This is a genomic window from Paramylibacter ulvae, assembly GCF_014652655.1.
Taxonomy (GTDB): Bacteria; Pseudomonadota; Alphaproteobacteria; order Rhodobacterales; family Rhodobacteraceae; genus Amylibacter; species Amylibacter ulvae.
Genome location: NZ_BMZF01000003.1, coordinates 22696 through 36131, shown reverse-complemented (window position 1 = coordinate 36131; position 13436 = coordinate 22696). Strand labels below are relative to the sequence as shown.

The window sequence follows — 13436 nt, the reverse complement described above, 5'->3', positions numbered from 1 at the left end:
AATGGGGAACGTCACAAACCTGTGGCGCCACCCTGTCAAAGGTGTCGGCGGCGAAGAATTGCAATCTGTTGCACTTGCCGCTGGCAAAACCATGCCACTTGATCGCCATTGGGCGATTGCCCACGAAGACAGCAAATTCAATTTCGACGCCCCCGAATGGGCGCGGTGCATGAATTTTGCACGCGGTGCACGTGGCCATTCGTTAATGGCTGTGACCTCGCAGTTTGATGAAATATCTGGCAAACACCGCTTTTCGCACCCCGATCTGGATGATCTATTGGCCGATCCTGATAATGCAACCGACGCCGCCGCGTTGGTGGAATGGGTGCGCAAGATCAGCAATCCCAACCGATCCTTGCCAAAACAAGTGGTCAGCGTCGCAGGACGCGGCATGACCGATTCTGGCACGGCGAGCCTCTCTATCTTATCCAATGCATCATTGGCGGCATTATCTGAAAAATGCGGCGAAGAATTACACCAACGCCGTTTTCGTGCGAATGTTTGGGTCGATAGATTTGATGCGTGGGAAGAATTCAATTGGCTAGGCAAAACCATCCGCATCGGTGACGCTGAATTCGAAATTACCAAACCCGTTGAACGATGCCTTGCCACCACCGTAAACCCCGCCACAGGGATCAGCGATGTTGATACCCTTGGTACGTTGAAATCTAACTGGGGGCATATCAATTTTGGCGTCTTTGGTGTGGTCACAAAATCTGGCACAATTTGCGCCAACAGCAAAATCGAGATTCTTTGATGGATATCCAATTTAACATTGCCGAAGAACCAACCGCCCAAGAAATCGAATCTGCGCGCGTTCTATTCGCGGGCGAAACTGATTTCCTCAAAGGTGTGGTTGCAATGGATGGCATGCCCCCCGCAGATCGGCTAGAGGTGTGTTTTGCTGGGCGTTCTAACGTCGGGAAATCCAGCCTGATCAATGCGCTGACAGGGCGCAAAGCATTGGCACGTACATCAAACACCCCTGGGCGGACACAGGAAATCAACTTTTTCACATTGGCCGAAGAACATTATCTGGTCGATGTTCCAGGCTACGGTTTTGCAAATGCACCCCTGCCCGTCGTTGAAAAATGGCAACGCTTGCTCAAGGCGTATTTATCAGGCCGCCCATCATTACGCCGCGTGTTTTTGTTGATTGATTCACGTCACGGTCCAAAGACCGCTGACGAAGAAATCATGCAATTGCTGTCCAAATCCGCTGTGACGTTTCAAATCGTCATGACCAAGGTCGATAAATTGAAAAAGGGTGAATTAGACAAGGTTTTGGAAAAAACCAAATCCGTGATCAAAAAATATCCTGCATCATACCCAGAACTGGTTTTGACGTCCTCGGAAAAGGGCGAAGGCATTCCAACGCTTCGCCATATCATCGCAACGCTGGTGTAATCCTTACACGTGTTGACCGCCGTTCACCTCGATTTCGGTGCCTGATACGTAACTGCTTTGATCTGAACACAGATAATAAATCACATCGGCCACTTCGTGGGTTTGCCCTAATCGGCGAAGCGGTAATTTCTCCACGATCTTATCCGTGCCAGGTGACAGGATGCTTGTTTCCACCTCACCCGGTGCAATCGCATTCACACGCACCCCCAGCGGGCCAAAATCATGTGCCATTTCACGTGTCAACGCCGCCAATGCGGCCTTTGATGTGGCATAAGCTGCACCTGCGAACGGATGCACACGCACCCCCGCAATTGATGTAACATTCACCACCGAACCTTGTGCGGCGGCCAATTCATCGCGCAATCCACGCGCCAACACCACGGATGCGAAAAAGTTCACATGAAACACCTGTCCCCAAGTGCGCAAATCGGTATCAAGCGTGCTGAGCCTTGCGCCATCTTCGCCTTTGGGCGAAACGCCAGCGTTATTCACCAACGCGTGCAGCTTACCCCCATTCAGGCGTTTTTTCACCCGCGCGATTGCATCAATTGTCGAATTTGGATCGGACAGGTCAACCTGCAAATGGTTTTCCTCGCCCCCCGGCCACGGGCATTTATCGGAAAATGCATGGCGTGAACAACTGATCACGCGCCAACCTTCGGCGGCAAACCGTTTCACAGTGGCATGGCCAATCCCGCGGCTCGCCCCTGTCAGCAACATCGTTTTTTGTTCCGTATCCGCCATAATTCCCAACTTTTCGACTCAGGTATTTAACCGTAGTATAGGCGCAGGTTTCATCAGATATGCAAGCCCCTTGGCGCAGGGTATGAAAATACGTTATGCAGTCTAAAATCAAGATAAGGATCCCAAGATGGAGAAGTCCAAAGCCATGAAACGTGACAGCATCGCAACCGCCCGTTTGTTAAGCGAGGCATTGCCAAATATCCAGCGTCACGACGGTGCGATTATTGTGATCAAACTGGGTGGTCACGCCATGAGCAGCCCAGAGGCAATGAAATCATTTGCCCGCGACATGGTCATGCTGCGCCAATGTAATATCAAGCCAGTGATCGTGCATGGCGGTGGTCCAATGATAAACGCGATGTTGGAAAAGTTGGAAATCCCAACAGAATTTGTAAACGGCAAACGGATCAGCACCCCCGAAACCGTCGATGTTGTCGAAATGGTTTTGTCGGGTAAAGTCAACAAATCCATCGTATCCGCCATCAACGGCCAAGGCGGGCGGGCGGTTGGCCTGTCGGGCAAGGATGCCAACCTGTTGGTTTGCGAACAAGCGGCGGGCGATCTGGGCATGGTGGGTGATCCTGTTGCGGTAAACGCAAAGGTCGTGTTTTCCCTGATTGAATCGGGCTTTATCCCCGTGATCGCACCCCTTGGCACGGGTAAGAATGGCGAGACATTCAACGTCAATGGCGATACGGCGGCGGGCGCAATCGCTGGTGGGCTTAAGGCAAACCGCTTGCTGTTATTGACCGACGTATCGGGTGTGAAAGACGCAGATGGTGATGTTCTCACGAACCTGAGCGCGGAACAGGTTAGCGACCTAACGGACAAGGGCGTGATCTCTGGTGGCATGATCCCAAAAACCCAAACCGCACTGGATGCCATTAATGATGGCGTTCGCGCAGTTGTGATTATGGATGGGCGCATGGCCAATGCATGTTTGTTGGAATTGTTCACAGATTACGGTGCGGGTTCGATGATCCGCGCATAGGGGCGGGAAATGGAAATCAGACTATTTATATTTTTGGGGCTGCTTGCGCTGTTGATCGGCGCGGAATTCGCGCTGCCGCGAAAATCGCGTACACAATCACGCCAACGCCGTTGGTTCACCAATTTTGGCATCACCATCGCCAATACGCTGACACTTAAATTGATGGCGGTTGTTGTACCATTGCTCGCCGTTGGCGCGGCGGTGGATGCACATGCTGCCGGTTGGGGGTTGTTCAATTGGCTGTCCCTGCCCGCGTGGTTGGAAATTACACTTGCGGTTCTGATCTTGGATTTCATCATTTGGGCGCAACATTTAGTCAGCCACAAAATACCCCTGTTATGGCAATTGCACCGCGTGCATCACGCAGATCGCGATGTCGATGTCACCACCGCCATTCGGTTTCACCCTATCGAAATCGCCCTGTCGATGGTTTTAAAAATTGGCATGGTTTATCTGTTGGGGGTCGCGGCCATTGCCGTGGTAATATTCGAGGTGATGTTAAACGGTATGGCAATGTTTAATCATGCCAATATCCGCCTGTCACCGCGCATGGATGCCATTTTGCGCCGTATCATCGTCACCCCCGATATGCACCGTGTGCATCATTCGGTGCACTGCGATGAACACGACAGCAACTATGGCTTTTCCCTATCCATTTGGGATCAGATGTTTCGCACCTATATCGCGCAACCAAAAGCAGGGCATGATGATATGTTGATCGGGCTACAATGGCAGGATGATCGCCCGGCAAAGCTTGGCTGGTCATTACTTTTGCCCTTTCGCAAATGAATTTGGCACGTATTGAAGGCGCGTCAAATGATATGGGGCTGGCGCTGGTCGGCGCGTTTCATCCTGATGATCCCGATATTGGCACGCTGGTCCTGTTCGCACCTGCACCTGATTTTTGGCAAGTTCTAAAAAATGCCCCCGAATACCACGCCGCCGATCCTGTTGATCATTGGTCAGCGCGGGTATTTGAAACACTCGCTACAAAATTCAATGCGCGCGCCATTCTGCCATTTGTTGGGCCACCCTATGCACCGTTTTTGGATTACGCGAAACAATCGGGTCGCGCATGGAACAGCCATGTTGGGATGTTAGTCCACGATCAATTTGGATTAATGATATCCTATCGCGGTGCACTCGCATTTGACGAACGCATTGATCTGCCACCAACAACGCACCAATCACCATGTGAAACATGCATCCCCAAACCCTGCGCCACCGCTTGCCCAGTAAATGCGCTGACACCCGCGGGATATGACGTGCCGAAATGCAAAGAATACTTGCGTTCCAACCCCAAAAGCGATTGCATGACCAAGGGCTGTGCGGTGCGCCGTGCCTGCCCGATCAGCGCAGGCGCAAAACGCGACGCCGCGCAATCTGCGCATTATATGCGGGTGTTTAGGGGGAATGAATGAAGCGACTAATATTAATGCGCCACGCGAAATCAAGCTGGGATAATCTGCGCCTGACGGATCATGATCGCACGTTGAACCAACGCGGGCGCGATGATTGCCCCATGATGGCGGCGTGGCTTGTGGATAAGGGTTACACCCCGTCCGAGGTGATTTGTTCCACCGCAACGCGCTGCATGGAAACATGGGAATCCGTTGGTATCGCGGCGCAGTTTGATCCGCCCGTGCGATATGAAAAATCGCTGTATCACGCAACGGCAGAACGTCTGATGGGGCAATTGCAAAAGGGTACGACAGATACAGTAATGATGCTCGCCCATAACCCTGGCATTTCCGATTTTGCCGCGCGTTTGGTAAAGCTTGCACCCAACCATCCTAAATTTATGTATTACCCAACGGCGGCGATCACCGTAATTGATTTTGATACACCCGATTGGCAATCCATTGGGTTTGGTCGGGGCACAGCGGTTGATTTTGTCACCCCGCGCGATTTGCGAAAATAAAAAGGGCGACGGTGTTTCCACCATCGCCCTGATCATAAATTCGTTAAATTCTTAGTGGCCCAAAATCTGGCTTAGGAACAATTGTGTCCGTTCGGATTGTGGGTTGTTAAAGAATTCTTCTGGCTCGTTTTGTTCAACGATCTGACCCGCATCCATGAAAATAACGCGGTTGGCAACTTGGCGAGCGAAACCCATTTCGTGTGTCACACACAACATTGTCATGCCTTCTTCGGCCAGCTCGATCATAGTATCCAAAACCTCTTTGATCATTTCAGGATCAAGTGCGGATGTTGGTTCATCAAACAACATGATGCGCGGCTGCATGCACAAAGAACGCGCAATCGCCACACGCTGTTGCTGACCACCAGACAACTGACCAGGGTATTTATCGGCCTGCTCTGGAATTTTCACTTTTTCCAAGAAATGCATCGCCGTTTCTTCGGCTTCTTTTTTCGGAATTTTGCGTACCCAGATCGGTGCCAACGTACAGTTTTCCAAAATCGACAGATGCGGGAACAGGTTAAAGTGTTGGAAACACATCCCCACCTCTGAACGGATCGTGTCGATGTTTTTCAAATCAGACGACAGATGCGTACCATCAACAATGATCTTGCCTTGTTGGTGTTCTTCTAATGCGTTGATGCAACGGATCAACGTGGATTTACCCGAACCAGACGGGCCACAGATCACGATACGTTCGCCGCGATTAACCGTCAGGTCGATGTCTTTGAGAACATGGAACGAACCGTACCATTTGTTCATTTTTTCAATCTGGATCGCAACTTCGTCGGATACGTCCATTTTCTTTGCGTTTGCCATTAAGGGTCTCCCTTTAGCGTTGTATTTGTGACGCGCTTGTTTGCAAGGGTCACGATTGTTTCGGTGTTGCGCCCTGCATTTCGCAAGGCGCAATCATTAGTGGCCAGTTTTCAATTTGTTTTCCAAATACATCGAATAACGCGACATAGAGAAACAGAAGATAAAGAACACAATGGCGATAAAACCATACAGTTCCCAAATAATCCCGTTCCACGCTGAATCCGCGCGAATGTTGGTGGACAGACCAATTGGATCAAACAGACCAATGATCGACACCAATGTTGTATCCTTGAACAAACCGATAAAGGTTGAAACGATCGATGGGATCGAAATCTTCAACGCTTGTGGCATGATAATCAGGCGTGTTGATTGCCAGAAATCCAAACCCAAACTGTCCGCACCTTCATATTGGCCCTTTGGCAACGCGGCCAAACCACCGCGAATAACCTCGGCCATATAGGCGGATGCAAACAATGTGACCATGATCACAACACGCAAAATCAAATCGAAATTGGTGCCAGGTGGCAAGAAGTAGTTCAACAAAACCGATGCCACAAACAACAGTGTAATCAACGGTACACCACGAATAAATTCGATGAACCCCACACAGATTGCTTTGACGATCAACAGATCAGATTGACGCCCCAAGGCCAGCAAAATCCCGATCGGCAAGGATAACACGATCCCTGTAATCCCGATCAAAATCGACAGCAAAAAGCCGCCAAATTTGGCAGATTCAACTGCTTCTAACCCAAGTGGAATGGCGCTGTGTATTCCGCTCGCCACAGGGCTTGCGGCAAACATCCACCACAAAATTGGCACAAGGAACGCACCAATCGTGGCGAACAAATTGCCGAATTGTGCCCCGATCAGTTTGAATGCAAAACCACCCAAAACAAAACCAGCAACAATGCTCAGCGGGAGCCAGATTGAACCACCCCACAACAGCCAAAAGCAAAGGAAGGGATAGACTGCCGAAAACCACAACATTTTGCGCGGCAATTTATCAAACAACACAGGCGCCAAGGCGACCAACATCAGGATAAACGCCAAGTTTGGACGCCAGTATAATTCCGGTGGATAGAACCCATAAATTAGCTGGAAGAACCGTTCACGAATAACCGCCCAACACGCGCCATGCGTGCCTTCGCCATATGCGGCTGCAATGGCAGAACGACATTCGGTTAGGCTATTTGCGCTCCATGATGATTGAAACACCCATGGCAAAACGTGGCTCAACAATGTGTATAACAGCCAAAGTGCAAGTAGCGTTAGAACGCTGTTGCTCACGGATGAAAACAAGTTTTCGCGCACCCATTTAACGATCCCCGTTTGTGTAACAGGTGGCGCCTTTTCTTGCAGCATCTCTGTGCGGACATAAGAAATATTTGACATATCAGCGCTCCTGCAACTTTACGCGTTCATTGTACCAGTTCATAACACCGGAAATAATCAATGAAATCGTCAGATAGATCGCCATCAGAATGATCAAACATTCCATCTCGCGCCCTGTTTGGTTCAACGTGATACCGCCCAATGTGCCCGTTACATCCATGTAACCAACCGCAATCGCCAATGACGAGTTTTTGGTCAGGTTCAGATATTGGGAAATCATTGGTGGGATAATCACACGCAACGCTTGTGGCAACACAACCAAGTTCATGGTGCGTGCGGGGCGTAGCCCCAATGCGGCGGCGGCCTCTGTTTGGCCTTTGGACACGGCCATAATGCCAGAACGTACCGTTTCGGCGATAAACGCCGCAGTATATAATGACAATGCCAGCCATAGCGCGATCAACGAGTTGCGCATGTAAATACCACCAGCAAAGTTAAAGCCTTTGATTGCGGGAACTTCCATGCCAATTGGTTTGCCCATGATGAAAAAGATTAGCATCGATGGGATAATCAAAATCCCCAGCTTGATCCAAAACGTTGGCAAAATTTGCCCTGTTTGCTCTTGGCGCGCCTTGGCCCATTTACCAAAGAAAAAGATCGCAACAAGTGATGCGATGAACGCGGCAACCACAACACCGGAACCCGCATTCATGATGGGGCCTGGCAAATAAACACCACGGTTTGTAACCGCAACGGTTTCAAATATCTTCATTGTTGCAACAGGATCTTCACCGCGAAAATCCCGTGGTTGTGGGAAAATTTCGATGAAAATCGCCATGGCCATAAGAATCCAAAGCAACACGGGAACATTGCGGAAACCTTCGATGTAGACTGTCATCAACCGTGACACCAACCAGTTTTTCGACAACCGTAAAACACCGATCAACACGCCCAATATGGTCGCGGCAATACAGCCAAGAACGGCTACCAGCAATGTATTCAAAACGCCGACCAACGCCGCACGGGCGTTCGACATTTGTGAATTATATTCGATCAAGCGCTGGTTAATGTCATAACCCGCAGGTTCCCACAGAAACCCAAAGCCAAGCGGTTTACCAAGTGCAGCCAAATTGGCCAATGTGTTGTTTATCAACCAACCAAACGCCACCAAGAAACCAATCAATGCAATTATTTGAATTGTCATTGAACGATATCGTGTGTCGTACAAAAGCTGGCTTATTCGAAACCCTTGTTGGGGCGGGTCCGTAATAACTGACATAATGTCCCCCTGTTTTTGGTACAGAAATTTCGCATCGTCGCGGTTGCGGCGTTGGTTGAAATTTCCTGCATTTTATTATTATTGTTGTTTTGGCAAAAGGGCGCGGTCATTGCCGCGCCCTTTCAAATTCCGATTAACGGAAAGGTGGTGAATATAGTAGACCACCGTTTGTCCACTGTGCGTTCAAACCGCGCGCGATACCGATCGCAGTTTTCTCACCAATGTGACGTTCAAAGATTTCGCCGTAGTTACCACCGGCAGCAACCGCATTCGCAGCCCAGTCAGCTGACAGACCAAGCATTTCGCCAAGGTTGCCTTCTGTACCCAACAGACGGTTGATTTCTGGGTTATCACCCGCAGACATCGCAGCATCTTTGATGTTCGCTGATGTGATGCCCAGCTCTTCTGCTGTGATCAACGCGTTCAATGTCCAACGTGCGATATCCGCCCATTGGTCGTCGCCGTGGCGTACAAGTGGGCCCAAAGGCTCTTTTGAAATGATCTCTGGCAGAACAATGTGATCGCCAGGGTTTTCAAATGTTGCACGTGTCGCAGCCAAACCAGATGCGTCCGTTGTGTAAACGTCACATGCACCAGCCAAGTATTGTGCTTGTGCTTCTGCGTTTGTTTCGATTGGCACAGGCTCATACGAAATGTTGTTTGAACGGAAGAAGTCAGCCAAGTTCAATTCGGTTGTTGTACCAGTTTGGATACAAACAGTTGCAGTGTCCAAATCTTTCGCAGAGCTTACGCCCAATGCTTTTGGAACCATGAAACCTTGACCATCATAGTAGTTTACACCAACGAAAGAGAATTTCAGGTCAACGTCACGGCTGAATGTCCATGTTGTGTTACGTGCCAAAATGTCGATTTCACCAGATGCCAACGCGGTAAAACGTGTTTTACCTGTTGTCGGTGTGAATTTAACCGCTGTTGAATCACCCAAAACCGCCGCTGCAACCGCACGACAGAAAGCAACGTCAAAGCCGTTCCATTCGCCATTTGCGTCAGCATTCGAAAAGCCTGCAAGACCAGTGGAAACACCACATTGCAAGAAACCTTTTGCTTTAACTTCGTCCAATGTACCAGCTGCAGCGAAACCTGCTGCAAGCGTGGCAGCGGCGACTGTGCCGATAAATGTAGATTTTTTCATTTTTACCTCATCCTGATGTAGCCCTAGAATTCGGGCTGATATTCCAATCTTGCGACTGGATTTACAGGCCAAGAGACTCCCCCTTAGCGCTGGCAGTTATTGTGGGGCGAATAAGGCGTATGGGTCAAGAGTTGATTATGGGTCTATTGGTAACAATATTTTATGCATAAAATTAGGTCACTAAAACTTACCCAATGGTGAAAATTTGCTCGTGCTGACAACGAAGATCGCGCATACCCGCTATGCCGCCAGCGCATTAAGTCAGTCAAGCTGACATAATAATCGCAAATTGCTCGTTTTTTGACCGCTGCCTAAATTTTAGGAGGCGCGATAAAACTTTAACGCGAATTCAAACTCTTTTGCTTTCGCCGCTTCTTTGATTTCTGCGTCGTCATCCACGCCCCACTGCTCTTTTTGCCAGTGCTCATCAACGCGCGACGCTGCAAATGCCTGCTCAAATGTCAGGTGATTCGAAACCAAAGCCAGCGCCAAAACCAGCGATCCAGATATCGCCACCAAATCATGCATCGCCGCGATTTGAAACGGGGTCATCGCCAGCAACTTCGATTTCAAATGCGCCACAGATTGTTCAGGTTGTGCGACATACATAACACCCGTGGTGACGTTCAATGGCGCGTTTAATTCTGCCGCCGCCCATGTCAACACTGGGTCCCAAACATCCGCTTGGCGTGCGATCAATTCGGCCGGGCTGTCGGCGCGGTAACACAGCAAATCCGTGCCACCATATTCCGCGATGCCATCAACAACAGTGTCGGTGTTCACCATGATCGTATCAATGGTCGCATTTGTAATGCGCGTGGCGTGCATCACCGATAAATCAACCTTGTCCTTTGGTGCATCCCATTCATCGCGCACCATTTCGGCCAATGCGCGCGTTGGCACAATAAACGCGGCCTTTTCGGGGGTGCGTAACTGGTGTTGATCCAACTGAATGCCAAACCCCGCATCGTTTTGCGTGATTGTCACATCTTTCCAAAACCGCTTCTTTAACGATGGCGTCACTTCATATCCTCAAACGGGTCAACAGGTGCGTATTTGGTTTGCCAATGAAACATGTCCCATGTTTTTTGCATGTGATCGGGCAATTCCGCCGTCAGGTGCAATTTGTTCTTTGTGATCGGATGGGTCAGCGTCAAAGACCGCGCATGCAGATGCAATTTGCGGCTTATGTCGCCACCCAATTGTGCGCCCCAGCCATCGCCATCATTGGTTTGTGCGTTGGTGCCGTATTTCCCATCACCCACAATCGGGCTGCCCAGTTCGGCAATATGTGCACGCAATTGATGGGTGCGCCCCGTGATCGGAACCATCGCCAACCATGATGCGCGTTTGCCCACATCTTCTAACACCATGTAATCGGTGGTGGCGTGTTTCGCGCCCTTGTGATGTTCCACTTCGCGCGGATGAATGCAGATCATTTTTTCGCCTGCTTGATTTGGGCCATGCCCTGCGGCTTTGACCAAACCAAATTTGATTGTGCCCAGATTTGGCGTGGGGCACCCCGCCACGGCGGCCCAATAAATCTTGCGCGTTTCGCGTGATTGAAATGCCTTGGCCAACCCCGCCGCCGCCTTGCCATTTCGCGCAAGCAACATCACACCCGATGTGTCTTTGTCCAAGCGATGCACCAGTTTTGGTTTCGCGTCATATCCAAATTTCAATGCCTCGGACAACCCATCCAGATGTTTGGTCTGTTTCGATCCACCTTGCACCGCCAACCCTGCGGGTTTGTTGATTGCGATAATGTCGTCGTCTTTATAAATCACACAGGCTTGGATCATTTCCGCATCTGCCTTGGTGATATTCATCGGGCGCTCGCCGCGTGGTTTTTCTTCGGCATCGCTGATCGGGGGGACGCGCACGGATTGCCCTGCTTCAACACGAGTTGACGCCTTGACCCGTCCGCCATCCACGCGGATTTCACCTTTGCGGCACATCTTTTCGATGCGCACTTGGCTCAGATGTGGAAAAATCTTGCGCATCCAGCGATCCAGGCGCTGCCCGTCATGATCTTCGGCGACTTCTAATAATTGAACACCACTCATTGCGCAAAGCTCCTTGCGATAAAAACAGCAACGAAAATCGCAGCCAATGACAATACGACCGACGCGAGAACATAGCCAAACGCAGATGCCGCGCGATCGGTTTCGATCAATCGTAACACATCAAGTGAAAAGGCGCTAAACGTGGTAAACCCACCCAGCAACCCCACCATCACCAATGGCACCCAGCGATCCAAACCTTTGTCAACAAACAGCACCAAAACCAGCCCCATGATGAATGATCCAAGGATATTCACCGTCAAGGTCCCAAACGGGAATGCCACGCTTAGCCCAACCAGATAACGTAGCATCGCACCCAAGGCGCCGCCGATTGCAACATGTAATAAAGTCATGGCGTGTCTGTCACTTGGAACGCGACCATTGTCAACCTTTGCCACGCTTTGCACGCAGCTTTGCGAAATAATCAATACGTTTTTTCATTTCCCGCTCTGCCCCGCGATCAACAGGCAGATAATATATCCCACGCGCCATATCGTCGGGGAAATAATTTTGGCCAGAAAACCCATCTTCGGCGTCGTGATCATAATCATAGCCATCACCGTAACCAATATCTTTCATCATCGCCGTTGGCGCATTCAAGATATGTTTGGGGGGTGGTTTGCTCCCTGTTTTTTCCGCCGCTTTCATCGCGGCCTTATACGCCACATAGGATGCGTTGGATTTGGGCGCGAGTGCGAGATAAACCACCGCTTGCCCCAATGCTAATTCGCCCTCTGGGCTGCCAAGGCGTTCGTATGTTTGCCATGCTTGCAAACATAAATGCTGTGCTTGCGGATCGGCCAAACCGATGTCTTCCACCGCCATGCGCGTGATGCGCCGTGCCAAATATCGCGGGTCTTCGCCACCCTTGAGCATCCGTGCAAACCAATAAAGTGCGGCATCAGGGTCGGAACCACGCACGGATTTGTGCAATGCGGAAATCAGATTGTAATGTTCTTCACCCGATTTATCGTATTTTGGCGCACGCTTGGACAGGCGTTTGGCCAATTCATCCACATCAACCTTTTTTGCATCAGACCAGCCAAAACACTGTTCCGCCAAATTTAACAGGCTGCGCCCATCGCCATCGGCCATTTCCAACAATGTTTCACGCGCCTGCCCTGTGAGCGGCAAGGATTTTTTCAATTCCTTTTCTGCGCGTTGCAACATCAATTCCAGTTCCGCCAATGACAGGCGTTCCAAAACCATGACCTGAGCACGCGACATTAACGCCGCGTTTAATTCAAACGATGGGTTTTCTGTGGTCGCGCCGACCAGAATAATCGTGCCATCCTCCATGAATGGCAAAAATCCGTCTTGTTGCGCTTTGTTGAATCGGTGGATCTCGTCCACAAATAATAACGTGCCACGCCCGTTTTGCGCGCGCAGTCGCGCCGATTCGAACACTTTCTTTAAATCTGCCACACCCGAAAAAATCGCGCTGATTTGGACGAAGTGTAAATCCACTTCATCTGCCAGTAATCGCGCTAGGGTTGTTTTCCCAACCCCTGGCGGGCCCCAAAATATCAACGATGACAGGCTTCCCGCATCCAGCATGGTGCGCAAGGGGCCGCCTTGGCCAACAACCTGTTGCTGGCCAATCACATCGTCAAGCGCACGCGGGCGAATGCGATCCGCCAAAGGGCGTTGCGCGTTTTGCGTTTGATTTTCTGTACTGGTGTGATCGAATAAATCTGCCATCCGCAGATGATAATACTTTCAAC

General features: G+C 50.3%; 15 protein-coding genes. 6 read left to right on the top strand and 9 right to left on the bottom strand.

The features are described 5' to 3' along the window. The first annotated feature begins 1 nt into the window (after position 1). Positions 2 to 757 (top strand): MOSC domain-containing protein, encoded by a 756-nt coding sequence (locus IE094_RS06950; RefSeq protein WP_189639863.1) that lies wholly within the window; start codon positions 2 to 4, stop codon positions 755 to 757. Continuing rightward, entirely contained in the window at positions 757 to 1407 is a 651-nt protein-coding gene (gene yihA, locus IE094_RS06945) for a ribosome biogenesis GTP-binding protein YihA/YsxC (RefSeq protein ID WP_189639862.1), read from the top strand. Before IE094_RS06950 ends, yihA begins: the two co-directional genes overlap by 1 nt. 3 nt (positions 1408 to 1410) lie before the next feature. Here yihA and IE094_RS06940 read toward each other — a convergent pair whose 3' ends face one another. Next, positions 1411 to 2151, bottom strand: coding sequence for an SDR family NAD(P)-dependent oxidoreductase (locus IE094_RS06940; protein WP_189639861.1), 741 nt, complete (start codon positions 2149 to 2151; stop codon positions 1411 to 1413). Positions 2152 to 2278: 127 nt separating this feature from the next. Here IE094_RS06940 and argB point away from each other — a divergent pair, with 127 nt between their 5' ends. From argB to IE094_RS06920, 4 genes are read left to right on the top strand one after another with little or no spacing between them, the layout of a single operon-like run. Further along, the gene (gene argB, locus IE094_RS06935; protein ID WP_189639860.1) at positions 2279 to 3142 is read left to right on the top strand and encodes an acetylglutamate kinase; all 864 of its coding nucleotides are present in this window, start codon (positions 2279 to 2281) and stop codon (positions 3140 to 3142) included. Between the two features lie 9 nt (positions 3143 to 3151). After that, a complete protein-coding gene (locus IE094_RS06930; protein WP_189639859.1) occupies positions 3152 to 3931 on the top strand; it encodes a sterol desaturase family protein in 780 nt (259 codons plus the stop codon). Then, positions 3928 to 4563 (top strand): ferredoxin, encoded by a 636-nt coding sequence (locus IE094_RS06925; protein WP_189639858.1) that lies wholly within the window; start codon positions 3928 to 3930, stop codon positions 4561 to 4563. Before IE094_RS06930 ends, IE094_RS06925 begins: the two co-directional genes overlap by 4 nt. Then, positions 4560 to 5063, top strand: a complete 504-nt coding sequence (locus IE094_RS06920) for a SixA phosphatase family protein (RefSeq protein ID WP_189639857.1) — start codon at positions 4560 to 4562, stop codon at positions 5061 to 5063. The genes IE094_RS06925 and IE094_RS06920 overlap by 4 nt, the downstream gene beginning before the upstream one ends. A 51-nt stretch (positions 5064 to 5114) precedes the next feature. Here the strand turns inward: IE094_RS06920 and IE094_RS06915 are convergent, their stop codons facing one another. The 8 genes from IE094_RS06915 to IE094_RS06880 form a co-directional block, all read right to left on the bottom strand. After that, complete coding sequence (locus tag IE094_RS06915) at positions 5115 to 5882, bottom strand: amino acid ABC transporter ATP-binding protein (protein WP_189639856.1); 768 nt, start codon at positions 5880 to 5882, stop codon at positions 5115 to 5117. Positions 5883 to 5978: 96 nt separating this feature from the next. Then, complete coding sequence (locus IE094_RS06910; protein ID WP_189639855.1) at positions 5979 to 7277, bottom strand: amino acid ABC transporter permease; 1299 nt, start codon at positions 7275 to 7277, stop codon at positions 5979 to 5981. Between the two features lies 1 nt (position 7278). Then, a complete protein-coding gene (locus IE094_RS06905) occupies positions 7279 to 8496 on the bottom strand; it encodes an amino acid ABC transporter permease (protein WP_189639854.1) in 1218 nt (405 codons plus the stop codon). A 133-nt stretch (positions 8497 to 8629) separates the two neighbouring features. After that, positions 8630 to 9649 (bottom strand): amino acid ABC transporter substrate-binding protein, encoded by a 1020-nt coding sequence (locus IE094_RS06900; RefSeq protein ID WP_189639853.1) that lies wholly within the window; start codon positions 9647 to 9649, stop codon positions 8630 to 8632. A 318-nt stretch (positions 9650 to 9967) separates the two neighbouring features. Then, the gene (locus IE094_RS06895; RefSeq protein WP_189639852.1) at positions 9968 to 10672 is read right to left on the bottom strand and encodes an ATP12 family chaperone protein; all 705 of its coding nucleotides are present in this window, start codon (positions 10670 to 10672) and stop codon (positions 9968 to 9970) included. Continuing rightward, positions 10669 to 11715 (bottom strand): RluA family pseudouridine synthase, encoded by a 1047-nt coding sequence (locus IE094_RS06890; RefSeq protein WP_189639851.1) that lies wholly within the window; start codon positions 11713 to 11715, stop codon positions 10669 to 10671. Before IE094_RS06890 ends, IE094_RS06895 begins: the two co-directional genes overlap by 4 nt. Beyond that, positions 11712 to 12065, bottom strand: coding sequence for a fluoride efflux transporter CrcB (gene crcB, locus IE094_RS06885; protein ID WP_189639850.1), 354 nt, complete (start codon positions 12063 to 12065; stop codon positions 11712 to 11714). Before crcB ends, IE094_RS06890 begins: the two co-directional genes overlap by 4 nt. Before the next feature lie 31 nt (positions 12066 to 12096). Continuing rightward, complete coding sequence (locus IE094_RS06880) at positions 12097 to 13413, bottom strand: replication-associated recombination protein A (protein ID WP_189639849.1); 1317 nt, start codon at positions 13411 to 13413, stop codon at positions 12097 to 12099. Positions 13414 to 13436 lie beyond the last annotated feature (23 nt).